Below are 22575 nucleotides of genomic sequence, written 5' to 3'. Positions count from 1 at the left end.
ACTTTCGGATGGACGGGATTAGCCATTCGCCCCGGTTTTCGCCGATCATAGAACACGGTTACAAGGCTCTGGCGCAGGCATCACCGGACTGTAAAGAAACGCCGCCCCGAACCTTACACAAAATTTACTCAGCGGCGTCGAAGATTTTCAGGGAGCCGCTGTCATAGAAGTATCCCCGCGACAGTTCTTGAGTCTATTGCAGACAACAAGCGCTGGGGTTGAAACCCGAGGAATAATCATGATGCGTACAATTCCCAAGATAGCCTTGCTCGTTGGTGCACTCGCTGTCGCAGGCCAAGCTTCTGCCCACGGTGGCGGCTGGGTAGGTCCTGCCTTGTTGGGCGGCGTGATCGGCGGAGCCATTGTCAGCTCGGTAGTATCGAGCCCACGTCCCGTCTACGTACAGCAGCCTGTGTACGCACAGCCGGCACCGGTTTACGTTCAGCAGGCACCGGTCTACGTGCAGCCTGCCCCTGTCTATGCTCCACCCCCACCGCCGGTGGTGGTCTACGAGGGTGGCGGCTACTACGGGCGCCCGGTGTACTACGGTCACCCCCATTACGGTTACGGCCCACGCTGGTAACCATCAGGCGACACACTCAGGCCCCGCTCGCAAGATGGGGCCTGATTCATTCCGGGGAACCGAAATCGGCGCCATGAGCCTCGTCTGAATTTCGCAGGTAAGGGTCGCTGGCAAGACAGCGTTCCTGCACCAGTGGCGCATGATAGGACTGCCGGGCATCACGTTGATCAGCCCTTCGCATCGCTGTCATATTTGTGCCACCGCCCGGCTGCAAGATCGATCTATCGTCGAGGGCCTTCCCCCCTATAAAAACAAGGACGAACCATGCCTACGCAAAATCCGCATCGCACCGCCGGCCTCTGTACTTCCAGCAAGGTCTACAGCGCACTGACCGAGCTCAAGCAGCTCGAAGGCCATCGCACGGCCAAGTTTCTCTCGTTACTGGCCGAGAATCTGGTACGCAAGGGTTTGCTGAATGAACAGGAAGTGCTGAACATGCTGGATCAGGTGGTCGACTGATTCAGCATCAGCACTGCCGTCAATGGCAGGAAAGACGGCCAGCCCTTGATTTTGTCGATGTCCACTATCGAACGCAGTGATTTTCCCCAAGGCCGGCATCACCGTAAGGTAGCTCCATAGATTGATGGAGGTACTTATGCCCAAGGTTCAGATCATGTCCGTTATCGGCAGCGCCGTTCCCGCCTCGCTCAGGGAACTGGGACTGCTTGCCTGCTGGTACCTGGTGCGCGATGGCGTGCAGATCAGCGGCCCACTGACCTCATTGCCAGCGGCCAAGGCCCTGTCCGAACGCATGCATGCCTTCGGCGCTTGACCGCTGACCAACTTCTCCAACGTGCGTTGCTCCGCACAACCCTTGCCCGCACTCGTTGCGGGCTTTTTTATGGGCTCAGCTACGCTCGGCCTGGACGCTATTGAGTTGGGTCCGATGCCCCAGTTTCTGCAGGCGCTTGTCCAGCTCGACCATCACCGCCCGATCCGAACGCCCGCTCTCCAACTCGTCGATCAGCATATGGGCGACCTTGCGCAGTTCGTGAATGATGAGAATCCGATCGTCATTCAGATCCTGCTTGTGGGACTCGAACAGACGGTGCAGGAAGTCCTCGAGGTTGCGCTGGTAGCGATGCCGGTCGGATGCACGCAGATGAGTGAGGCTGGCAGTGACCCGGCCGAGCAGTTCCAGTATTTCCAACCCAAAGTAATGCAGGCGCCGCGCATAGCCCACTTCACGCTCGCGCAAACGCCGACGCTCGGCCTGGAACTCCTGCTTGCGCTGAATCGCCGGCACGACAATCGCTACCATCAGCCCGACGATGAGCCCCACTGCCTGAATCCAGCCATACCAGTCGGCCGATTTCGGAAAGAACGCAAACCCCAACAGCAATACCGCGACGATTCCCGCCCACACCACCATGGGCAGGTAATCCCTGCTGAAAGAAATCTTTGGCATTACCCAACTCCTGAAATCCACAAGGCATCAATCTCGATATAGGCGCCGATCCTAATCGCTGTTCAGAGCAGACACCATTACATATCAATACTGATACACATCCGCCTGCGGCACTCAGAGAAAACCTTAGATGCCCATTGAATTCAAAGGCTCTTCTATCTTCTAACAAGCTTGACAAAAGGCACCGGCGCAAGCGGCGCAAAATAGCCTGGGAAAATCGCTGAAACCTGCGAAATAAAGGCGTGCAATCGATACAACGACCGTCAGCTCTACGCTACCATATGCGTTATGGTCAGTATGGACCCAACAGGGTCTGCGCCAGACAGCCAAGGCACGTCTTCCGGGTTCTCCGGGCAGACCATGCAGTGACTGACTCCAGCCAGGGATCGGATAACAAACGGAAAACTCGAGCAGCGAAAAGGAACCGAAATCGATGCAAAATTTAATTTTGTGTCAGTTACATCCAATATCTGCAGAGCTGTAGCAACTTTCCGGGCTATATTCATCAAACGTAACGCTTTTTCAAGAAAGCCCGTTGCCAACGATCTATCCATTTTTAGCGAGTCCATCCGCGTGAATATTCGTCATTCCATTCTCGGCCTTTTTTTTGTTCTGGCCGGCACCGTCGTTCCCACTGTCGTCGAGGCGCGTGAAACCACCCAGGCCCCTCGTGATACCAGTCACCTGCAAGTTGCCTCCGGCAGTGCCCTGCTGATCGATCTGCAGACCAACAAGACCCTGTACTCGAGCAACCCCGACGTGGTGGTGCCGATCGCTTCGGTCACCAAGCTGATGACCGCCATGGTCGTGCTCGATGCCAAGCTGCCGATGGACCAGTACATCGCAGTGAACATCAGCGATACACCGGAAATGAAAGGCGTGTTCTCCCGCGTCAAGCTCGGTAGCGAGCTGCCCCGCAAGGAGATGATGCTGATCGCCCTGATGTCGTCCGAAAACCGTGCGGCCGCTACCCTGGCTCACCATTACCCTGGCGGTTACCCGGCGTTCATCGCGGCGATGAACGCCAAGGCCAGGTCGCTGGGCATGATCAACACCCACTACGTCGAACCGACCGGGCTGTCGATCCACAACGTTTCCACCGCGCGCGACCTCAGCAAGCTGCTGATGGCCGCCAGGCACTACCCGATGCTGAGCGAGTTGAGCACCACCAAGGAAAAGACCGTGGCGTTCCGCAAGCCTAATTACACCCTGGGCTTTCGCAACACCGACCATCTGGTCAACAAGGACAGCTGGAATATCAAGATCACCAAGACCGGTTTCACCAACCAGGCCGGCCACTGCCTGGTGCTGGTCACCGAGATGGGGCATCGCCCGGTCGCTTTGGTGATTCTTGATGCGTTCGGCAAATACACACACTTCGCCGATGCCAGCCGGATCCGCAACTGGGTTGAAACCGGCAAGGGCGGCAGCGTGCCGGACGTGGCCCTGCGCTACAAGAGCGACAAGAACCTGAAGAGCCGCCAGGCGGGTGAACAGGCCGCAAAGTAACCCCGCTGGAACCGGCCCGGCTTACCGGGCCACGCTCAACCGCGTTGGCGTTTGAGTGCCTGTTTATGGGCGTACATCGCCTTGTCGGCGTCCGCCAGCAGGCTTGCGATCGAATCATGGCGTTGCGGGTCATATTCGATCTGCCCAACGCTGAAGCGAATGTCATAACCCCGCTTCAGCCCTGAGTTGCGCTCGGCCAGAGTGTGACGCAGCCGCGCCATGATCATCTCGATCTGCACATGATCGGAGCCGGTCAGCAACACCACGAACTCGTCGCCCCCCATCCGCCCGATCACATCACTCTCGCGAAATACGATGCTCAGCACTTCGGCGAAGTTTTTCAACGCCAGGTCGCCTTCGGCGTGACCGAACACATCGTTGATCTGCTTGAAATCGTTGAGGTCGAAAAACAGCAGCGAAGCCGGCCTGCCCATGCGCTTGCACACGCTCAGCCCCTGGCTCGCCAGCGCTTCGAAACCACGACGGTTGGACAACAGGGTCAATTCGTCCATGGTCGCCATCTGGACCGCCACCAGCTCCTGTTCGGCCATTTGCGCCAGATCGGCCAGCAACGAACGCTCCTCGTCATCCAGGGTTCGCGGCCTGGTATCGATCAGGCACAAGGTGCCCAGCTTGTTGCCGTCCCCCACCGTCAGCGGGCAACCGGCATAAAAACGGATGCCCGGGGCGCCGGTGACCAAGGGGTTGTCATGGAACCGCTCGTCGCTCTCTGCGTTCGGAATCATCAGCACCTGATCGCCGAGAATCGCGTGTCCGCAAAAAGAGGTATCACGTGGCATCTCGCTGGTCGTCAAGCCGACACAGGACTTGAACCATTGTCGGTTCTCATCCACCAGGCTGACCAGTGCGATAGGCACATCGAACAGGCGCTTGGCCAGACGGGTCAGACGGTCAAAACGCTCCTCGGGGGGCGTGTCGAGGATATTCAGCGAACGCAGCTTCTCTACACGAGCCGTTTCATTTTCAGGTTTTTTCGGCGCTAGCATCACAGATTCCCCAGGCTGGCATTCCTGCAAGCGTAGACAATAAATAGGCCTGTATAACGCTATGGACCGCACAAATTTCTCGGTGTTCTCATGCCGAAGCGGGCCAACACCTGCCCATCGGCAACCGCTTGCGAAGCTTGTGACCGGCCGCACAACCCGGCACCGATCAAGGTGCGTCACCGACGCGAAACGTCATACTTGGCACTCGCCATCACCCAGCAGGATGTCCCCTTGAACGCCGTCCACGACGAAAGCAACGCCCCCAAGAGCATCGGCCGTCTATTGCTGGAACTGATCTGGCAATTGCTGGTGCTGGGGGTGCCGATTTTCCTGGTGACCACCCTGCCGCCGCACTGGGCGTTCTCGGTGGTACTGGCCGCTGCGGCGGGCATGTGGCTGTGCGCACTCGCCGGTTGGCTGAAGGGCGGACGCGGCGCGGCCCGCCTGATGATCTCGGCAGTGTTCGGCCTGGGTTTCAGCCTGGGGCGCGCGCTGCCCGATTACTGGGATATCGCCGCAGCCTGCCTGACCATTTTCCCTGGACTGGCCTGCGTCAGTCTCTGGGAACGCCGACTCGGACTGGCTCCGCCCAACGCCGCCAGCACCGGCCGAAGTGCCTGGGGTGGCCAGGAGCCGAGCCAGACGCCCGAGGGCGAGCCGATCCGGGTGTTCAACCACAGCGAAATCGCCATGGGCGGCCCCGTCACCTGCGACTATCTGTTTCCCGATGGCGTACTGCTCGAAGGGCTGGGCTCTTCGGCACGTTTTTCCAGTGACGGTCGCTATTTCGCCGCGCCGGTGCCGTCGCGCCAGAGCTGGGGACTGGTGATTCTCGACCGGCTCCAGCACCAACTCTATCGCTGCGACGACGAACGATTCTGGGAGCTGGATACCTTCAACGAACAGGGCCTCAGCGGACGCCACAGCCCGCTGGTGGAGAACCGTACCGAACAGGTCGATCTGGAAAGCCTGCTCAAGGCGGCCCAACGGGTGGACCTGCTGCCCATCGGCGACCTCTGGCTCGAGCCCGGTTATTGGCAACAAAGCCTGGCTCGCCAGCAGATCGAACAGCGCTCCCCCGACGGCCGTCATCTGCTGGAAGGCCAACTCAGCCTGCCCGACAGCCTGCGACAACTGGAGCAACCCCTTGGCGCGCTGTCGCACCCGGATTACCGCCTGAGTCTGGATGACGAACCGACGCCGCTGCTGATCAAGGCCGACACGACGCCGGTGTGGAGCGAGGACAGCCAACGGCTGGTCTGTGTCGCCACGGGTGCCGAGGCGCCGGCCAGGCCAACCCGTGGCCTCTGGCTGTGGCAGCAAGGCCAGGGCTGGCGCGCCTTGCGTACGCCCTGGAGCGCCAACGATCGCAGCCCTTCCGGCTACTGGAGCGACCCGGTGGCACTGGACGCGCAGTTCGTTCGGCTGGACAGCTACCTGCCGTTGAACCAGCCCGACAACGGCCGCTTCGGCTATCAGTTGCACAACATTCACAGCGACTCGGAAATCCTCGTCGGCCACGATCCGCTCGGCCGCGAACTGGATGCCGACTGGCCCCGTGCACGTGTACTCCTCGCGCTGCCATTGGAAAACGATGGGCAGGCTAGCTCGGTACAGATCGAGTCCGCCCCGCTCCAGGATGGCAACCGCGCCCGCTTCAGTTGGGCCTGCGATAACGAAGAGGATGTCAGCGGCTACCGCTGCCACTTGGCCGACTGGGAGCTGCCCAGTCTATGGCAGTTGGATCACCGGGTCAGCGACGACGGGAAATACCTGGCGCTGGTGCCCTTTACCGGCGCTGAAGCCTTGCCGGACCGGGTGGTGGTGGTCGATGTCGGCAACCGTCGCCTGTTCGACAGTCCGCCGTTGCGGGTCGCCGGACTGGTGAATTTTCGCGACCGACTGCTCAGCGTCGCCGAGGTCGTCGGGCGGCTGCCCCGGGATGACGCCGGCACACCCCTGCGCCGCTTCACCGAACCGGCACCACCGGCAACCGAGGCCGGCGAGTTCTGTCGTTATCGCGAAGACTCGCGCCTCTACTATGAAACACGCCAGCTCAAACTCGGCGACGACCGCCTTGAAACACAACACGCCTGGCGCGTGGTCAACCAGCCGCAACTCGCCACCGCCGAAGGCGAGTTCATCCAGCCCGCACCAACCGGCCTGGACGCCGCCTGGCTGTTCGGCAGCACCACCGAATACGGCGACGACCTGCTGCGTGGGCAGATCTCACGTCTGGGCGGACACCTGCTGACCACCTCCGGCTGCGCACTGTCCAACCTCGCCCCATCAATGATCTGGTCGCCCAAGGGCCGATATCTGGCACTGACCCGGCTCTATGTGGAGCATCCGGATTTCGAGTACGGCCGGCGAGCCTGGAAACTTCTGCTGCTCGACGTCGAAGCCCGCACCCTGCGCATCGCCCCGGACTGGCTGGGCAACCGGCCCCAGTTCATCGATTTTATCGGCGACACCCTGCACCTGCGTCAATTCGAAAACGACTGGGACCTGCGCGACGGCTCGGACCCTGGCCAACGGGTGCAGATCGACCTCAAGCACGTATTGCAATGGCATGCCGAACCGCTGGAGCGCCATGGCGAACTCTGGCTGACCCGCAGCGACGCCGACGATGCCCACGCCTGGCAGGCACTGGAAAGACCGGCGCTACTGTAGGAGCATGTGCATGACCCGAACGCCCGACCCAATGGAACCGAGCATGCGCAGATCGACCACCGCCCACCCGGATGACACGGCCCCCTACTTCTGGCGCGATGCGGCGCTGCCGTTCATCGAGGCCCGGTCGATCCAGGATGGTCGCCAGGTCTGCTACTCCCGGCATTCCCATGAGCATTTTTCCATCGGCGCAATCACTCACGGGCGCAGTACCTATATCAACGAACAGCAGCAATGGCAGGTCGAAGCCGGCACCGTGGTGCTGATGAACCCCGGTGAAGTGCACGCCTGCAACCCCATCGACGACCAGCCCTGGGCCTATCGCATGTTCTATGTCGAGACGCCCTGGCTGACTGCGCTGCAACACGAACTGGGCTTCAGCCCGGAACTGGACTTTCGTCGGTTCTCGGCCGCCCACAGCCAAGATCCACTGCTTTACCAAGGCTTGAATGCACTCTACGAGCAACTGGTGGACGACGACCTCGCGCATCTGGAAAAACAGTGCGCGATCATCGAGTTCTTCACTCTGCTGCAACACCGGCTGAACCCGGCGCCGATCCCGGTCCGCGAGATCAACCAGAAGCTGGAGCGGGCCGCAGCCTACATCCACAAGCATTGCACCGAAGCGCTGAAACTGGAGGACATCTGCCAGGCCGCACAGCTCTCGGCGTCCTACCTGACCCGGGCCTTCAAGCAGTATTACGGGATGACGCCCCACGCCTTCCTGGTCAACCGCCGCATCCAGTACGCGCGTAACCAATTGCGGCGCGGCCGGCTGATCGCCGAGGTCGCGCTGGAGGCCGGCTTCGCCGACCAGGCGCACTTCCAGCGGGCTTTCAAGCAGCACCTGGCTGCGACGCCGGGTCAGTATCGCGGCTGAGCGTCCTCAAGGCAGCATCAGGTAGGCCGCGCTGAGTACCAGCAACAAGGCCATCAGCCGATTGAACAGGCGCATCCCCCGAGGATTTTCCAGGTAGCGGCGCAAGAAGGTGCCGGCAAAGGCCCAGCAGGCAATCGAGCCGTAGCAGATCACGAAATAGATCAGGGCAAACTCCAACACCACCCGCGTATCGCCATTGGCGGCAAACGCGCCCATACCGGCGACGCAGGCCAGCCAGGCCTTGGGGTTGAGCCACTGCATCACGGCGCCGAGGGTCAGGGTCGGGCGCTTTCCGGACTGGCCGGCATTGAGCGAACCGTCATCCATGGCCAGCTTCCAGGCCATGTACACGAGAAACGCCACACCGCCGAGCTGAATACCCCGCGTCAGCACCGGTACCCGCAGCAACAGCTCATGCAGGCCGAGGCCGATCAACACCAGCAGCAGGGTGAAACCCAGCGTGGCCCCCGTGACATGCCGCAGGCTGGCACGCAGGCCGAACTGCGCACCGGCACTCAAGGCGACGATATTGACCGGGCCTGGGGTGATGGACGAAGCCAGCGCAAAGGCGGCCATGGAAAGCAGAACACTCATCGGATACGTCTCTCTAGGGTGAAGATGAGATGCACGGTACCCAGCCGCCTGCGTGACGTATTGAAGAAAACTCCCCTGGCGGCGCATTATCCGGCTCAGCTTCTGCCGCCGGAGGAACACCGCACATGTCACTGTCCACACCCGTTCCCGTCATCCACACCCACCGTCTGCTGCTGCGCCCGGTGCGGGCGGACGACCTCAAGGTCGCCCAGGCCATTCATGGCGACCCACAAACCAATCGTTTCAACCCCAAGGGCCCGGCGTCCCTGGAGACCACCAGCAGCAACCTGTTTCACTGGGTCGAACACTGGAAGGACAAAGGCTTCGGTTATTGGGCCGTCTGCGACCGGGAGCAACCGGAAACCGTGCTGGGATTCGGCGGACTGCAGGACGCCACCTTCGGTTCACGAACCGGCTTGAACCTGTACTTCCGCTTTGCGGTGGACGCCTGGGGCAAGGGCTACGCCAGCGAGATGGTCGAGGCGGCCCTCGACGTGGCCTTCAGGCACCTGGAGCGAAACGAAGTCATCGGTCTGGTACGACCGGACAACCTGCCCTCGCGCCGTACCCTGGAGCGCGCCCGAATGATTGTCGACGGTGAACTGGACGATGTTCCGGGCCAACCCCACAGCCTGCTCTACAGCCTCAGCGCCGAACGCTACCTGAGCCCCGAGAGTTTCATGTAGCACAGGCTGGCGAAGGCGCACAACACGCGATCAAGCATCAAACCCCTGGCATCCGGCCGATATTTGGCGTTACTGTCGGTCCCTCCCCCTGCTGCGCCCGGAGTGCGCCATGGACCTGTCGACCCTGATCCTCTTCATCCCGGCGTGTTTTGCCCTGAACATGGCTCCCGGCCCGAACAACCTGCTGTCGGTCAGCAACTCGACCCGTTATGGCTTTCGGGTTTCCTGCCTGGCCGGCCTCGGCCGCCTGCTGGCCTTTGCCGGGATGATCGCCCTGGCGTCGGCGGGACTGGCGTTGGTGCTGCAGACGTCGGAACTGCTGTTCCATGCCATCAAGATCCTCGGCGCGGGTTATCTGATCTACCTCGCCATCCAGCTCTGGCGCGCCAGCCCGGATGCCGAGGTCAAGACTGAGAGCACCCGGGCCAACCTGCCCGCGCTCGCCCGTCAGGAGTTTCTGGTGGCGGCAGGCAACCCCAAGGCGATCCTGATCTTCACCGCCTTCCTGCCACAGTTCGTCGACCCTGCCCAAAGCGTGTCTGCGCAGTTCGCCGTACTGGGTGCTCTGTTCCTGATGCTGGAGTGGATCGCCATCAGTGCCTATGCCTACATGGGCATCCACATGCGTCGTTGGTTCGCCGAACCCCGGGGCAAGCGCCTGTTCAATCGCGGCTGTGCGGTATTGCTCTCGGGGGCGGCCTCGGTGCTGCTGATGGCACGCAGGGCCTGAGAGGTCGAGACCACACCCGCGCTCGTGATCAATACCCGTCGCCGGCTCTACAGCCGCAGTGCCGGACACGGCCTCAGTCCGGAAAATTTCATGTAGGGCGCCCCGGCGAAGGCGTAAGATGCTCCAAGCATTAATTACAAAATGTGTCAGCACAGGGGAATCGTCCATGAAACCGAGTCTCGTCAAAGCCACACTGCTACTGGGCAGCCTGCTGCTGGGCGCCTGTTCGTCGGACATGAGCACCCACAACAACAGCGCCTGCTCGACCCTCAGCTGTCAGCAGCACTACAACAGCAGCACCCGCCTGAGCCAGGAAAGCGACTCGATGAACCGTAACCTGGGCAGCAGCTTCAGCGAATACGGCGAGAGCATGCTGCGCGATTAAACGGCTGTTGCAGACTTGCCGTGCCTCCCCTCTCACCTCAAGACCAGCGTTTATGAGCGAAGCTTTCGAAGTCCCCAGCCCTCACGAAAAACATGTCGAACACACCACCGAGCATGCCCACGCCCGAGGAGACGGCTTTGCCAGCCGGATCGCGGTGATGACCGCCGTCATGGCCACCCTCGGCGCCATGCTCAGCTACCAGGCGGGCTCCACGGAAAGCGAAGCGGCGATGGACAAGAACAACGCGGCCATCATCAAGACCGAAGCCGCCAACCAGTGGAACTACTACCAGGCCAAGTCCAGCCGCCAGAACCTCTCGGAAATGGCCAGCCATATTCCAGGGCTGGATGCCGCGCACTACAACGCCGAAGCCGAGCGTTACCGCAAGGAAAAGGAAGTGGTGCGCCAGAAGGCCGAGGGGCTGGAAGCGCAGAGTCGCGAATGGGATGCCAAGTCCGAGCAGGCGCTGCACCAGCATCACCGCTGGGCCCAGGCGATGACCGCCATCCAGATCGCCATTTCGCTGGCGGCGATTACCCTGCTGACCCGTCGTGAATGGCTAAAGCGCCTTTCCTATACTGCAGTGGGTGCAAGCGTGGTGTTGGGGTCGATGGCCTGGATGCATATCTGAAGGCTGTTTTTGTAGGAACAGCCGGCGCTAGACCGCTCCTGTACAGCGTTGTCGCCCGCAAGCTGGCCCCCACCGGGAGCCAGCTTGCGGGCAAAGCGCGCTGACAACCTCAGCTTTCGCCCTCGACGTCTTCCAGACTGAAGATTTCAGTTGCGTCGTTGTAGGAGAAGATTTCGGCGTAGCGCCCCCAACTGATCACACTTTCCAGCGTCTGCTCGACGAAGTCTTCGCTGAGGTAATCCTCCAGCTCCTGCTCGAAACGTACCCGCGGTGCCCAGTGCCCGTGGCGCTCCTGCAAAACCTGACGAATACGCGCCGCCAACGGGACCTGACGCAGCAGGTGGTCGGCGAACATCACCTTGCGCTCCTGGGTACCGTCTTCGGCAAACCGCTTGCCCGCTTCGGTCAGGGAAATGTCGGCACCGCGCAACTCGGCAAAGCCCAGGTGTTCGAGCATCTCGGCTACCGGGAACAGATCGTCAACCTCCAGCAGCAAACGCTCCGCCACGTTCGGCAAACCCGCACGCCCATGGTACGGCTCGGCCGCCAGCGCCTCGATCAGACCGGCCATCAGGTTAGTCGGTACCTCCGGCAAACGGCTGCCCATTTGCAGCTCGGGCTTGCCGCTATGGGCATCGGCGCTGCGCCGGTCGGTCATCAGCGCATAGATATCATCGACCATCTTGCGAAAGATCGGGTCGAGACGGTTACGCGGATGGGCGAACGGCACCTTGATCTGCGCCACGACCCGCCCGGGGTTCGAGGACAGGACCAGGATCCGGTCGCACATCAACACCGCTTCCTCAATGTTATGCGTGACGATCAGGATCGACTTGATCGGCAGTTGCCCGCTGCTCCACAGCTCCAGCAGGTCGGTACGCAGGTTTTCCGCGGTGAGTACGTCGAGGGCCGAGAACGGCTCGTCCATCAGCAACAGGGTCGGGTTGACCACCAGCCCACGGGCAAAGCCCACCCGCTGGCGCATGCCACCGGACAGCTCGCGTGGATAGGCGTTCTCAAAGCCGTCGAGGCCAATCAGGTCGATCGCCGCCAAGGCGCGCTTGCGTGCCTCCTTCGGCTCGACCTGCAATGCCTGCAAGCCGGCCTCAACGTTCTCCAGCACGGTCAGCCAGGGAAACAGAGCGAATGTCTGGAACACCATGGCCACGCCTTTCGCCGGGCCGCTCAGCGGGTCACCGTTGTAGAGCACTTCGCCGGAGGTGGGCTGAACCAGGCCGGCGATAATCCGCAGCAGCGTCGACTTGCCCGAACCGGAGCGCCCCAGCAGACCGACGATTTCGCCTTCATGCAGGTTCAGATCAACGTCACTGAGTACTTGTCGTTCGTCCTTGCCTTTGCCAAAGCCCTTGGTCACCTGGGTCAGCGAGTAGATTTCACGGGCGGGGCGAGTGTATTCGGTATGGCTGTTCATGGGACCGACTCAGGTTAATTCATACGAAGTTTGTTTTCGGCCAGGGCGTACATGGGACGCCAGATCAGCCGGTTGAACAGCACGACGAACAACGACATCACCACGACTCCCAGGGTGATTTTCGGGAAGTCGCCGGCCGCGGTCATCTGCGCGATATAAGCGCCCAAACCATGGGCAACCACTTTGTCCTGGCCCCAGGAGACGAACTCGGAAACGATGCTGGCGTTCCAGGCGCCGCCAGACGCAGTGATCGCCCCGGTCACGTAGTACGGGAAAATGCCCGGCAGCATGACCTTGCGCCACCACTGCCAGCCGCGGATGTGGAAATTCGCCGCCGCTTCGCGAAAGTCATTGGGGAAGGCACTGGCGCCTGCGATCACGTTAAACAGGATGTACCACTGGGTACCCAGCACGATCAGCGGGCTGAGCCAGATATCCGGGTTCAGATGGAACTGCAGGATGACGATGACGAACACGGGAAACAGCAGGTTGGCCGGAAACGCCGCGAGAAACTGCGCCAGCGGCTGGATCTTCTCCGCAAGATGCGGGCGCAGACCGATCATCACGCCCAGCGGTACCCAGATCAGCGAAGCGATGAAGATCAGCAAGGCCACCCGCAGCAAGGTGATCAGACCCAGCCACAGCACATGGCCGACTTCGCCGAAGGTCACTTCGCTGCTGACATACAGCACGATGTGATAGAACGCATAACACGCCAGGGCGCCGATGCAGGCTCCCCAGACCCAATCGACCACCCGGGAGGCCGCCTGCCGGCCCTGCTCCGACTCCACACGGGGTGTTGCCAGGTTCAGGCTCAGACGCAGATGGCCGAGACGGGTGACGGCGCGCACCACGGGACGAATCAGACGCTGGATCACCCGGGTACGCTGGATCAGGCGCAAGACCCCGGACTCCGGAACGCCGCCCTGAGCCGCAGTATCTTCCATACGGAACTTGTCCGCCCAGGCCACCAGGGGCCGAAACAGGAACTGATCGTAGATCAGGATCACCACGACCATCGTCAGGATCACATACCCGACGGCCGACAAATCACGCTGGTCGATCGCCAGCGCCAGGTAGGAACCGATGCCGGGCAAGGTGATGGTTTTATCGCCCACGGTAATGGCTTCCGAGGCGACCACGAAGAACCAGCCGCCGGACATACTCATCATCATGTTCCAGACCAGCCCGGGAATGGCGAAGGGCACATCGAGCTTCCAGAATTTCTGCCAGCCCGACAATTGCAGGCTGCTGGACACTTCCACCAGGTCACGAGGCAGCATGCGCAGCGACTGGTAGAAGCTGAAGGTCATGTTCCAGGCCTGGCTGGTGAAGATCGCAAAAATCGCCGCACACTCCGCGCCCAGAACCCGCCCGGGAAACAGCAACAGGAAAAAGGTCACGGTGAACGAGATGTAGCCCAGCACCGGCACCGACTGCAGGATATCGAGCACCGGCACCAGCAACTTCTCGGCACGCCGGCTTTTCGCCGCCAGGGTCCCATAGAGGAAGGTGAAGACCAGCGAGGCGACCATCGCGGCCAGCATCCGCAGCGTGGTACGTATCGCGTACTCGGGCAGGTTGCCCGGATCAAGGGAAATCGCCTGGCTCTGCAGGGTGGAAATCGGCGCCCAGGTTTCCCGTGCACCGATCGACAGCAACAACAGGAAGCCGATAACCAGCGGCAGAGCCATCAGGTCCCAGCGATTGGGGAGCAGACGTCGCGTACTGGCCGGGATGTAGTGATGAAAAACCTTATTCATGGTCGACGATTCCAACTGCGCTCCACGAAGGAGACAAGACTACGGACCGGCACTGTTCAAGGCACCCGAGCACGCTCAGGCAAGACTCAGGTGACCTAAGCACAGCACATATTGAAGAAGTAACAGGGAAAAGATCGAAGGGAGGCCACAGACCGGATGGCGGTGGAGATCGCTGCGCGGGGGCGATTATATATTTCAAAATATTACAGAAATATAAAATTCATATAAATTTTCCGCTCCCGCCTGGCCGGGGCGCTGCCGCGTCAGACAGAGCCACGCCCATGACCATACACACTCCTCTTCATCCATCCGCGACTGCCGCCGCGTGCATATCGCAAGCAGCATGAGAGCAATGGATAGCTCCTGCGTTCATTCAGCCATGGAATAGCTGTCTTGAAGCTGAAGATAATCGGCAGAACGCTGCAGCACCTCGCAAAATTCCCGGAGATTCGCTGGTTTGGTCAGGATATCGTTGGCCCCCGCACGCCGGAAATGATCGATCTCGCTGGAAAACGCACTGGCCGTGAAGGCCACGATGTAGCAATGCTCGCCTGACGGCATTTGGCGAATCCGGCGAATAGCCTCCAACCCGTCCATCCCTGGCATATTGATATCCATGAGAATGACATCCGGTGTGACACTCATGCAGTGATCCAGTGCCTCCAGCCCATTGGCGGCCAGGTCCGGCTGATATCCCAGGTTCTGGAGCATTGCCATGGCCACTTTCTGGTTCAGCGGATGGTTCTCCACCAGCAGGATATAGAGCGGATAGTCATGGGCGAAAGAGGCGTCGAAAACCGCTGCCGGCTGGTCCGTGGCAACGGGGATTTCGCCAGCGAGAAAAGACTCGGTAGGCAATGAGAAGGAAAAAACCGAACCCACACCAAACCGACTGCTGACAGACAACTCACCTCCCTGGGCTTCGATCAGGCTCTTGCAAATGGAGAGGCCAAGGCCGCTGCCACTGAAACGCTGGTCAACCGCCCCTTCAAACTGGACAAAGGGGTCGAACAGGCTGATCTGCTGTTCGGTGGAAATGCCGATACCCGTGTCCCGTATGGAAAAGTCGAGCCTCGGCGCACTGGCATTGACGCTGGACTCGACAACCAGCGATACCTTGCCTGTTTCGGTGAATTTGATCGCGTTACCCAACAGGTTAAACAAGACCTGGCGAAGACGATCGGCGTCAACCTTGACCCAGCGGGGTACGTTTCTCGAAATCTGGACGTCAAGTTCGACCGGTTTGTCCTGGATATTCTGTCGGAGCAGCGCCGCACTGGCGTTCACCAGCGTACGCAATTCGAACACTCGCGGTTTAAGATCAGGCTTGCCCGACTCGATCTTTGCAAGGTCGAGGATATCGTTGATCAACGCCAGCAACGCCGTACCACTGGCCTGAATCGTGTTCAGCAAGGAGCGCTGCGCCGGGTTCAGCGACGTTCCCGCCAATACGTCGGTTGCACCGATAACACCATACATGGGCGTGCGAATTTCATGACTCATGGACGCCAGAAATTGTGTCTTGTATTGATCGGCCTGTTCGGCAGCTTTTTTGGCTTGCCCCAACTTCTCGTTTATCTGCAACTGTTCTAAATGAGCGCGCATGCGTAACGAATCAACGACAAACAACATGCTAAACGCCAGGAAAACCAGGATAGCCAATACAATATGATAGAGAGACTCCCATCCCAATTGCTGATAATAGTCAGCCAGTCTCATTTCCGCACCGGCTACATAAACCGTCCCATCATGGGATTTCAACGGAATGAAGACAGCCCGGAAATCGCCCCAATGGTCAGAGTAATCGATCCAACTGGGTTCACTGCGCTCAAAACTATCCAGCAAGGCCTGACTGGCGTCCGGGTAGGGATCAAAAAAACGCACGAAGTTCTTGTTCCGAACCTCTTCTTGCGAAGCGCTGGAACTGACCAGGTAGGCTGAACCCGCTTGCTTGATCACGGTATAGACAAAAGCCGTCCCCATGGCCTGGTTGAAGCGGGAGAGACGCTGGATGGACTCCAGATCCTGGGCGTCCGATTTGGAACCCTTGTCGACCAGATGATCGTGATACCGGTCACCGAGAATGGCAGAAGCCCCCAGTGCCGCATGAAGCAGTTTATCGTTGATGCTGTGCGTCAGAATATCCCGAGCCTGGGAATGCAGATAATAGATATAACCACTGACACCGACGACATAAACAAATAATAAGATCCATAGATTACGTCTCGCCTTGAACATGTATCACGGCCTCCATTGCCGCTAAAAACGAAAAGCTCCATAGACTTCCCTGGTTAGAGCTGCTGATTATCCTACAGTAGCCTGGCGGTGATAGGGGATTTGGGATACCCATGACATCTCCCCCGCACCCGACGGGAGAGATGGAGAAACAGCCTTGCAGAGCGCAGCGATCAACCCGCCAGGAATGCCAGCAGGTCTTCGTTCAGTTGCTGAGCGTGGGTCACGGCAAAACCGTGGGGGGCACCGGCGTAGACCTTGAGGGTCGCGCCGTCAATCATCTCGGCCGCCAGCTTGCCGGTGGCCTCGATCGGCACGATCTGGTCGTCGTCACCATGGATCACCAGTGTCGGGACATCGATCTTGGCCATGTCCGCGCGGAAGTCGGTTCCGGAGAAGGCGCTCACGCAATCCACGGTCCCCTTGAGCGATGCCATCAGTGCGATGTTCAAGGTCTGGGTCAGCACGCCCTCGGAAACCACCTGGCCGTGGTTGATGCCATAGAACGGCGCGGCAAAGTCGGCGATGAATTGCGCCCGATCCTTGAGCAGGCCGGCCTTGATGTCATCGAAAACCGCCTGGGGGACGCCCAGCGGGTGGTCTTCGGTCTGGATGAACAGGGGCGTTACAGCGCCCAGCAACACCAGCCCGGCAACCCGCTGACTGCCGTGGCGGGCGATGTAGCGGCTGACGTCGCCACCGCCCATGGAGAAGCCCACCAGCGTCACGGCCTGAAGGTCCAGATGCTCGATCAACTGGGCCAGGTCGTCGGCGAACGTGTCGTAGTCGTAACCGTTCCAGGGCTGGCTGGAACGACCAAAACCGCGCCGGTCGAAAGCGATGGTGCGATAGCCGCGGCTGCTCAGGTACTCCATCTGGTATTCCCACATGTCCGCATCCAGGGGCCAGCCATGACTGAACAACACCGGCTTGCCAGTGCCCCAGTCCTTGTAATAGATCTCGGTGTCATCGCGTGTCACGAACGTGCTCATAAAGACTCCTGTGGGTCGTCGGTTGAAACAGACAAGATGGCAGGCAGGAACGCCGGCTCATCCGCGAGCGGCACCTGGCCTGCTCGCCCCTCCTACTATCCCTGTAACCCACTGGGCACGATTGCAGGCATGTGCTGTCTCATCTGGAGAATGCGGTACTCGACCGCGAACCCTGAGCGTAGAGAGCATTCGTCGCATTTGCGCGGTTCAACCCGAGGGGATGACGGACATTTCACAACTTTCAAAACAGCCTCTGGACAACCTCAAAACTGCTTGTTAGTTTCCGCCAGCCAAATGTTTCAACGTATGATAAAGATACAAAAATGATATTAAGGTGATGGCACTTTCTGTCATTTTTACAACACAACAAGGATGTCGATGATGAAAAATCTGCAGGGCCTGCCTAGTCTCATCAGCGCTTCGGTCGGTTCTCCCGGCAAGGCGCGGAACTTGCCCGCCGATGTTCAGTGCATCCAGTACTTGTTCAACCTGATCATTCCGAAGATGGGTACTCCCCTGCAGGAAAATGGCAAGTGCGATGGTCAGTTGGTGCAGTGCATCAGCCAGTATCAATTCCGTCATCTCAAATATGCCCACCCCGACGGCGTGGTCGATCCGACCGGCCGGACCTTCAACAGCCTGATCGAAGAAGCGATCAAGGTGCCGGTCAAGCCGCACCCGACCCTGCGCTTGCCGACCTTCCTCAACGCCTTCGGCAACAACGGCAGCGACATGGTCCAGGCCACCGTCAATCACTACCTGGACCGCATGCGCGCGATCATCGAAGCCGAGCGGCGCAACCGGCAGATGGTGCTCCAGGCCACGTGTGACGGCAACATGACCTTGAGCGACAGCGACTTCCAGAATGCCGCAACACAGTTGGGCAACGGGATCCCGGTCAATATCCTCAAGGCATTTGCCACCGTCGAGTCCGGTGGCCGTTCCGGTTTCGGCCCGGCCAAATTGCCGGTGATCGCCTTCGAAGGGCATATCTTCCGCAAGTACACCAAGAGCAAATACGACCAAACGCATCCGCTGCTGTCCTACCCCTACGTGAAAAAGGCTGGCCCGCAGTGGCAGGTCAACAACAAGGACCAGACCAAGGCCTGGGAAACCATGGCCACCGCTTTCGGCCTGGACCAGGAAGCGGCCCTGATGTCGGCGTCCTGGGGCATGTTTCAAGTGATGGGTTTCAACTTTGCCGCCTGTGGCTACAAGAATGTCTTTGAATTCGTCACCGACATGAAACTCAATGCGGGCACGCAACTAAAGGCATTCGTCGGCTTTTGCCTGAAGAACTCGGCATTGATGAAGGCCATGAAGAACAAGGATTATGTCGGCATGGCCTTCAACTATAACGGCAAGGACTATGGCGACTATGACTCGCGCATTAAAAAGGCCTACGAAAAACTTGAAGGAAAAAAATGAAATGACGCATAAACTTTCCGTTTCCCGCTGGCTGATCGCCGGGGCAATTTCGCTGTGTGCCGGTACATCGGCTTTCGCCGCGGGACTGCATTCGGGCAAGTACGAGCAGTTGATGCTGGCGGTCACGCCGGACCACCAGGTCGAAGGGTTCTACTCGGAAGAACGCGGCGAAGGCAACTTCAGCTGTGCCTTCTACCTGCAGGGCAAGCCCGAGGCGCTGTCGACCTGGGTCGACGAGGTCTATCCGGGCAGCGTGAAGGCCTCGGCCGATGGCGTCACCCTGAAAGTCGAACAAGGCCAGCAGCATCCAGGCTGCATGAACGTGCTGATGCCGGAAATCGCCACGGGCCTGAACCTGACCCAGACCGCCAGCAAGAACTGGATCGGCCTGGTGACGGTCTCGGCCGACAAGGCCCTGCTGCAGAAAACCCAGAATGCCAAGGCCACCAAGGGGCCTTACATCGTCAAGGACGATGTCGTCGGCGTACTGGCCTTCAAGGACGGTGCAGCCCAGGTCGAGTACCTCAACGCCGAGGGTCGCTCCTTCACCGGCTGGATCAGCCAGGATCAGTACACGCGACTGAGTGTGCCCAAGCACTGATATTGGACTCTCCGCAAGAACGGGATTGTCCGCAAAAGCGTGGCAACTGCCAGACGGCAATCCCGGCAGCCTACAGAATGCAATCGACGCACTTCAACCACGACAGCAATCACCAGCTGTCGTGCACTTGCCCCCCTTCACCAGCCTCGGGCAGGGCTCTTTGATCTACCCACTTCTCTCTCACTGGTTTACTCTGCGCGGGTCAAATATTTAAGCTGCTGGTACTGGCTGCATGCGAGCCCCAGCATCCGTGCCAAGGTTGAGAGTGCGGTTTTCGGCGTCCCTCTCGCTTACGCATTTTCTATTGAAAATGCACCACCGATCGTCTTCGGACTGAAAAATACTCTGGTAGCAAAGGATTTCGGCAAAAATGGGAATGCTTCGGTTGTTTCTTGCTTTATCGGTTCTCGTCCACCACACCCCGAAAGCTCCTTTCCACTGGCTTCATGCCTCAATTGCCGTCATGTTTTTTTTCATGATTTCAGGGTTCTACATGACCTTGGTGATCAACGAGAAATACATAAAATCCGATACCCCCTGGGTCACCAAGTTTTATTTATCCCGAGTTTTCAGGATATTTCCTGTCTACCTGGCGATGCTGGCATTCATGATCGTCTGGTATATCTATACCGACACACCAAGCGCGTTTACTGACAACCTGGGGCATGGTTTTTTTGGTCAGCTTAGCCTGATCTTCATGAATCTGTTCATTCTAGGCCAGGACTGGCACCAACTCACCTCCCACTCATTTGCCAAGGGCGACATCAATAGCTACATGAGTTTTATCAGCTCGCACATTGACAGGTCGTATTTTGAAAACTCTGTAATGCTCATTGGGCAGGCCTGGACACTGTCAGTAGAGCTCATATTTTATATTCTGGCCCCCTTCGTCGTTCACAGTCGCCGCAGAATCATAATCCTGCTCCTTGCCAGCCTGTTGGTACGTGCGGTTTTCTGGAATATGCGGGAATCGTTCAACCCGATTGGATGGGGGTATTACTTTCTGCCTGCAACCCTATGCTTTTTCCTTATGGGAAGCCTGGGCTACTATTTTTACCGACAACTCATCAAGTGGCCGGCACTAAAAAACGCGACCCTACCGATTAACATCATCGTACTCGGCGGAGTTTTTTACATACTGTTTTCCGGTGGGTACCCGGTTATTGGCAGTGCCGCAGGCTACGACACGCCAGCGCTATGGATGTTCTATTGTGTCTTTGCCCTCTGCCTGCCTTTTGTTTTCCTGCTCTGGAAAGACAATCGCATCGATCGCTGGCTGGGCGAGTTCAGCTATCCGACCTACATCGTTCATGGATTGATTATCGGCATGATGCTGAAGACATTCGGTCTACCTGCCGGCACCTATTCAACACAAGCAATCATCATCGGAACTTCACTTTTCATTGCCTGGTTTGCCTGCTTTGCCATTGAAACTCCATTCAATCAATGGAGACAACGCAGGATCATCGCACCGCTATCCCCTGAATTGACTGTGCGTTCGCGAAAGCCGCTGGCATGGTCGGCGGCCGCTACGGTTACAGTCTGCCTGTATATTGCCTGGCTGACGGCCTATACACCGAGGCAAGCACCTCCGCCCATCCTCGTGGCGGTCGAATCGGCGCATCGGTACAATATCGTCAACTACGATGAAAAATTTTATGGCATTCCGTTCGGCATGCCGATCAAGTGGGGAGCCCCCCATTATGAACAGACTCAAGGCCTGATTATCGCCAACACTCAGAAAGACGTCAGCGAAGCTATCTACAAGAATGTCAATAAAACTCCTGCCCTCGCCATACTGGTGAAAGTCGAGCAGGAGTATCGATACAATATCGTCAGCTATGACGATAAATTTTATGGCATCCCGTTCGGCACCCCGATCGAATGGGGAGGGCTGGATTATGAGCAGACCCCAGGTCTGATCATCGCCCGAACCCAGCAAGCGGTCATGGACGCGATCACCAGGAAAGTCAGTGAGATCTCCCAGTAAGCTCGGCAGGAACCGTCGGGGCCAGACGCCAAGCCTATGTGCATGGCGCATAGCCTATTCTCAAACGTCATAACTGCCTGTGGTCCTGCGTGGTAGTCTCGCCGCATTATGAACAGGCATAGATCGTATTTGACGATGGCCAGAACCAGGAATGATCATGCCGAAAATCTCCCACACCGCTCTTCGTCGTAATTTCCGTGAATTGCTCGCCAAACCGACCTGCGTAGAAACAGCGTCCGTTTTTGACCCGATGTCCGCACGCATCGCGGCCGACCTGGGTTTCGAGGTCGGTATCCTCGGTGGCTCGGTCGCCTCGCTGCAAGTGCTGGCGGCCCCCGACTTCGCCCTGATCACCCTGAGTGAATTCGTCGAACAGGCCACGCGGATCGGCCGTGTCGCCCAGCTACCTTTCATCGCTGACGCCGACCACGGTTACGGCAATGCCCTCAACGTCATGCGCACCGTCGAAGAACTCGAACGCGCCGGCGTCGCAGCACTGACCATCGAAGATACCCTGCTGCCTGCACAGTTCGGCCGCAAGTCCACGGACCTGATCTCCATTGAGGAAGGCATCGGCAAGGTCAAGGCCGCCCTCGAGGCCCGTGTCGACCCGGAGTTGACGATCATCGCCCGGACCAATGCCGGTGCACTGCCGACCCAGGCCATCATCGAACGCACCAAAGCCTATGAAAAGGCCGGCGCCGATGGCATCTGCATGGTGGGCATCAGCGATTTCGACCACCTGGAGCAGATCGCGGAAAACCTCAGCGTGCCATTGATGCTGGTGACCTACGGCAACCCGAAACTCAATGACAGCCAGCGCCTGACGGACCTGGGTGTACGCGTGATCGTCGCCGGCCACGGCGCCTACTTCGCCTCGATCAAGGCCACCTACGATAGCCTGCGAGCCCAGCGCCAGGTCACCCACAGCACCTCGAACCTCAGCGCCACGGAGCTGACCCACACCTACACCTTTCCCGAGAGCTACGTGGCCTGGGCGAAAGAGTTCATGGACGTGGAAGAGTGATACCGGCCGGACCGCAACGGT

Annotated in this window: 21 protein-coding genes; 14 read left to right on the top strand and 7 right to left on the bottom strand. The window is 59.2% G+C overall.

Going from position 1 to position 22575, the window contains the following annotated elements; all coding sequences use genetic code 11:
* The first annotated feature begins 238 nt into the window (after positions 1-238).
* The 3 genes from BLU37_RS18185 to BLU37_RS29245 all read left to right on the top strand — a co-directional run bounded on the left by BLU37_RS18185 (position 239) and on the right by BLU37_RS29245 (position 1355).
* Positions 239-583, top strand: a complete 345-nt coding sequence (locus tag BLU37_RS18185; protein WP_080579370.1) for a hypothetical protein — start codon at positions 239-241, stop codon at positions 581-583.
* 264 nt (positions 584-847) lie between these two features.
* Complete coding sequence (locus BLU37_RS18180) at positions 848-1042, top strand: hypothetical protein (protein ID WP_010444421.1); 195 nt, start codon at positions 848-850, stop codon at positions 1040-1042.
* Between the two features lie 136 nt (positions 1043-1178).
* Entirely contained in the window at positions 1179-1355 is a 177-nt protein-coding gene (locus BLU37_RS29245) for a hypothetical protein (RefSeq protein WP_010444422.1), read from the top strand.
* A 75-nt stretch (positions 1356-1430) separates the two neighbouring features.
* On the opposite strand, the gene BLU37_RS18170 is transcribed toward BLU37_RS29245, so the two are convergent.
* Positions 1431-1991: a hypothetical protein gene (locus tag BLU37_RS18170; RefSeq protein ID WP_010444423.1), complete on the bottom strand. Its 561-nt coding sequence runs from the start codon at positions 1989-1991 to the stop codon at positions 1431-1433.
* 573 nt (positions 1992-2564) lie between these two features.
* On the opposite strand from BLU37_RS18170, the gene pbpG reads away from it, so the two are divergent.
* On the top strand, positions 2565-3500 hold the full coding sequence (gene pbpG, locus BLU37_RS18165) for a D-alanyl-D-alanine endopeptidase (protein ID WP_010444424.1): 936 nt from the start codon (positions 2565-2567) through the stop codon (positions 3498-3500).
* Positions 3501-3535: 35 nt separating this feature from the next.
* On the opposite strand, the gene BLU37_RS18160 is transcribed toward pbpG, so the two are convergent.
* Positions 3536-4507, bottom strand: coding sequence for a sensor domain-containing diguanylate cyclase (locus tag BLU37_RS18160; protein ID WP_090207263.1), 972 nt, complete (start codon positions 4505-4507; stop codon positions 3536-3538).
* A gap of 231 nt (positions 4508-4738) precedes the next feature.
* Between BLU37_RS18160 and BLU37_RS18155 the strand changes: the two genes are divergently transcribed.
* Entirely contained in the window at positions 4739-7180 is a 2442-nt protein-coding gene (locus tag BLU37_RS18155) for a hypothetical protein (RefSeq protein WP_232000335.1), read from the top strand.
* A gap of 31 nt (positions 7181-7211) precedes the next feature.
* Positions 7212-8060, top strand: a complete 849-nt coding sequence (locus BLU37_RS18150; RefSeq protein ID WP_172833121.1) for a helix-turn-helix transcriptional regulator — start codon at positions 7212-7214, stop codon at positions 8058-8060.
* Between the two features lie 6 nt (positions 8061-8066).
* Here the strand turns inward: BLU37_RS18150 and BLU37_RS18145 are convergent, their stop codons facing one another.
* Positions 8067-8654 (bottom strand): LysE family translocator, encoded by a 588-nt coding sequence (locus BLU37_RS18145; RefSeq protein ID WP_090207254.1) that lies wholly within the window; start codon positions 8652-8654, stop codon positions 8067-8069.
* A gap of 125 nt (positions 8655-8779) precedes the next feature.
* Here BLU37_RS18145 and BLU37_RS18140 point away from each other — a divergent pair, with 125 nt between their 5' ends.
* From BLU37_RS18140 to BLU37_RS18125, 4 genes are all read left to right on the top strand, one after another.
* Positions 8780-9340, top strand: a complete 561-nt coding sequence (locus tag BLU37_RS18140; RefSeq protein ID WP_090207252.1) for a GNAT family N-acetyltransferase — start codon at positions 8780-8782, stop codon at positions 9338-9340.
* Positions 9341-9449: 109 nt separating this feature from the next.
* Positions 9450-10070, top strand: a complete 621-nt coding sequence (locus BLU37_RS18135; protein ID WP_090207248.1) for a LysE family translocator — start codon at positions 9450-9452, stop codon at positions 10068-10070.
* Between the two features lie 166 nt (positions 10071-10236).
* Positions 10237-10455 (top strand): hypothetical protein, encoded by a 219-nt coding sequence (locus BLU37_RS18130; RefSeq protein WP_010444433.1) that lies wholly within the window; start codon positions 10237-10239, stop codon positions 10453-10455.
* Between the two features lie 52 nt (positions 10456-10507).
* Positions 10508-11086, top strand: coding sequence for a DUF4337 domain-containing protein (locus BLU37_RS18125; protein WP_010444434.1), 579 nt, complete (start codon positions 10508-10510; stop codon positions 11084-11086).
* Between the two features lie 109 nt (positions 11087-11195).
* Here the strand turns inward: BLU37_RS18125 and BLU37_RS18120 are convergent, their stop codons facing one another.
* From BLU37_RS18120 to BLU37_RS18105, 4 genes are all read right to left on the bottom strand, one after another.
* Positions 11196-12518, bottom strand: coding sequence for an ABC transporter ATP-binding protein (locus BLU37_RS18120; protein WP_090207244.1), 1323 nt, complete (start codon positions 12516-12518; stop codon positions 11196-11198).
* A 14-nt stretch (positions 12519-12532) separates the two neighbouring features.
* A complete protein-coding gene (locus tag BLU37_RS18115) occupies positions 12533-14281 on the bottom strand; it encodes an ABC transporter permease (RefSeq protein WP_090207241.1) in 1749 nt (582 codons plus the stop codon).
* Between the two features lie 369 nt (positions 14282-14650).
* Positions 14651-16519 (bottom strand): ATP-binding protein, encoded by a 1869-nt coding sequence (locus BLU37_RS18110; RefSeq protein ID WP_090207238.1) that lies wholly within the window; start codon positions 16517-16519, stop codon positions 14651-14653.
* 170 nt (positions 16520-16689) lie between these two features.
* Entirely contained in the window at positions 16690-17508 is an 819-nt protein-coding gene (locus tag BLU37_RS18105) for an alpha/beta fold hydrolase (RefSeq protein WP_090207236.1), read from the bottom strand.
* A 381-nt stretch (positions 17509-17889) separates the two neighbouring features.
* On the opposite strand from BLU37_RS18105, the gene BLU37_RS18100 reads away from it, so the two are divergent.
* From BLU37_RS18100 to BLU37_RS18085, 4 genes are all read left to right on the top strand, one after another.
* The gene (locus tag BLU37_RS18100) at positions 17890-18936 is read left to right on the top strand and encodes an N-acetylmuramidase family protein (RefSeq protein ID WP_090207233.1); all 1047 of its coding nucleotides are present in this window, start codon (positions 17890-17892) and stop codon (positions 18934-18936) included.
* 1 nt (position 18937) lies between these two features.
* Entirely contained in the window at positions 18938-19537 is a 600-nt protein-coding gene (locus BLU37_RS18095) for a hypothetical protein (protein ID WP_090207230.1), read from the top strand.
* A 370-nt stretch (positions 19538-19907) separates the two neighbouring features.
* Positions 19908-21527 (top strand): acyltransferase family protein, encoded by a 1620-nt coding sequence (locus BLU37_RS18090; protein ID WP_090207227.1) that lies wholly within the window; start codon positions 19908-19910, stop codon positions 21525-21527.
* 157 nt (positions 21528-21684) lie between these two features.
* Entirely contained in the window at positions 21685-22554 is an 870-nt protein-coding gene (locus tag BLU37_RS18085; protein WP_010444446.1) for an isocitrate lyase/PEP mutase family protein, read from the top strand.
* Positions 22555-22575: the final 21 nt, after the last annotated feature.

It is taken from the genome of Pseudomonas asplenii, from assembly GCF_900105475.1.
Lineage (GTDB): Bacteria > Pseudomonadota > Gammaproteobacteria > Pseudomonadales > Pseudomonadaceae > Aquipseudomonas > Aquipseudomonas asplenii.
Note: the sequence above shows the minus strand (reverse complement) of the source record. Positions and strands in the feature narration are given on the sequence as shown.

What these genes read in the sequence shown, in the direction of transcription:
- BLU37_RS18185 (WP_080579370.1), top strand. Translation starts at nt 239, where the DNA reads ATGATGCGTACAATTCCCAAGATAGCCTTGCTCGTTGGTGCACTCGCT.
- BLU37_RS18180 (WP_010444421.1), top strand. Translation starts at nt 848, where the DNA reads ATGCCTACGCAAAATCCGCATCGCACCGCCGGCCTCTGTACTTCCAGC.
- BLU37_RS29245 (WP_010444422.1), top strand. Translation starts at nt 1,179, where the DNA reads ATGCCCAAGGTTCAGATCATGTCCGTTATCGGCAGCGCCGTTCCCGCC.
- BLU37_RS18170 (WP_010444423.1), bottom strand. Translation starts at nt 1,991, where the DNA reads ATGCCAAAGATTTCTTTCAGCAGGGATTACCTGCCCATGGTGGTGTGG.
- BLU37_RS18160 (WP_090207263.1), bottom strand. Translation starts at nt 4,507, where the DNA reads ATGCTAGCGCCGAAAAAACCTGAAAATGAAACGGCTCGTGTAGAGAAG.
- BLU37_RS18150 (WP_172833121.1), top strand. Translation starts at nt 7,212, where the DNA reads ATGGAACCGAGCATGCGCAGATCGACCACCGCCCACCCGGATGACACG.
- BLU37_RS18145 (WP_090207254.1), bottom strand. Translation starts at nt 8,654, where the DNA reads ATGAGTGTTCTGCTTTCCATGGCCGCCTTTGCGCTGGCTTCGTCCATC.
- BLU37_RS18140 (WP_090207252.1), top strand. Translation starts at nt 8,780, where the DNA reads ATGTCACTGTCCACACCCGTTCCCGTCATCCACACCCACCGTCTGCTG.
- BLU37_RS18135 (WP_090207248.1), top strand. Translation starts at nt 9,450, where the DNA reads ATGGACCTGTCGACCCTGATCCTCTTCATCCCGGCGTGTTTTGCCCTG.
- BLU37_RS18130 (WP_010444433.1), top strand. Translation starts at nt 10,237, where the DNA reads ATGAAACCGAGTCTCGTCAAAGCCACACTGCTACTGGGCAGCCTGCTG.
- BLU37_RS18125 (WP_010444434.1), top strand. Translation starts at nt 10,508, where the DNA reads ATGAGCGAAGCTTTCGAAGTCCCCAGCCCTCACGAAAAACATGTCGAA.
- BLU37_RS18120 (WP_090207244.1), bottom strand. Translation starts at nt 12,518, where the DNA reads ATGAACAGCCATACCGAATACACTCGCCCCGCCCGTGAAATCTACTCG.
- BLU37_RS18115 (WP_090207241.1), bottom strand. Translation starts at nt 14,281, where the DNA reads ATGAATAAGGTTTTTCATCACTACATCCCGGCCAGTACGCGACGTCTG.
- BLU37_RS18110 (WP_090207238.1), bottom strand. Translation starts at nt 16,519, where the DNA reads ATGTTCAAGGCGAGACGTAATCTATGGATCTTATTATTTGTTTATGTC.
- BLU37_RS18105 (WP_090207236.1), bottom strand. Translation starts at nt 17,508, where the DNA reads ATGAGCACGTTCGTGACACGCGATGACACCGAGATCTATTACAAGGAC.
- BLU37_RS18100 (WP_090207233.1), top strand. Translation starts at nt 17,890, where the DNA reads ATGAAAAATCTGCAGGGCCTGCCTAGTCTCATCAGCGCTTCGGTCGGT.
- BLU37_RS18095 (WP_090207230.1), top strand. Translation starts at nt 18,938, where the DNA reads ATGACGCATAAACTTTCCGTTTCCCGCTGGCTGATCGCCGGGGCAATT.
- BLU37_RS18090 (WP_090207227.1), top strand. Translation starts at nt 19,908, where the DNA reads ATGGGAATGCTTCGGTTGTTTCTTGCTTTATCGGTTCTCGTCCACCAC.
- BLU37_RS18085 (WP_010444446.1), top strand. Translation starts at nt 21,685, where the DNA reads ATGCCGAAAATCTCCCACACCGCTCTTCGTCGTAATTTCCGTGAATTG.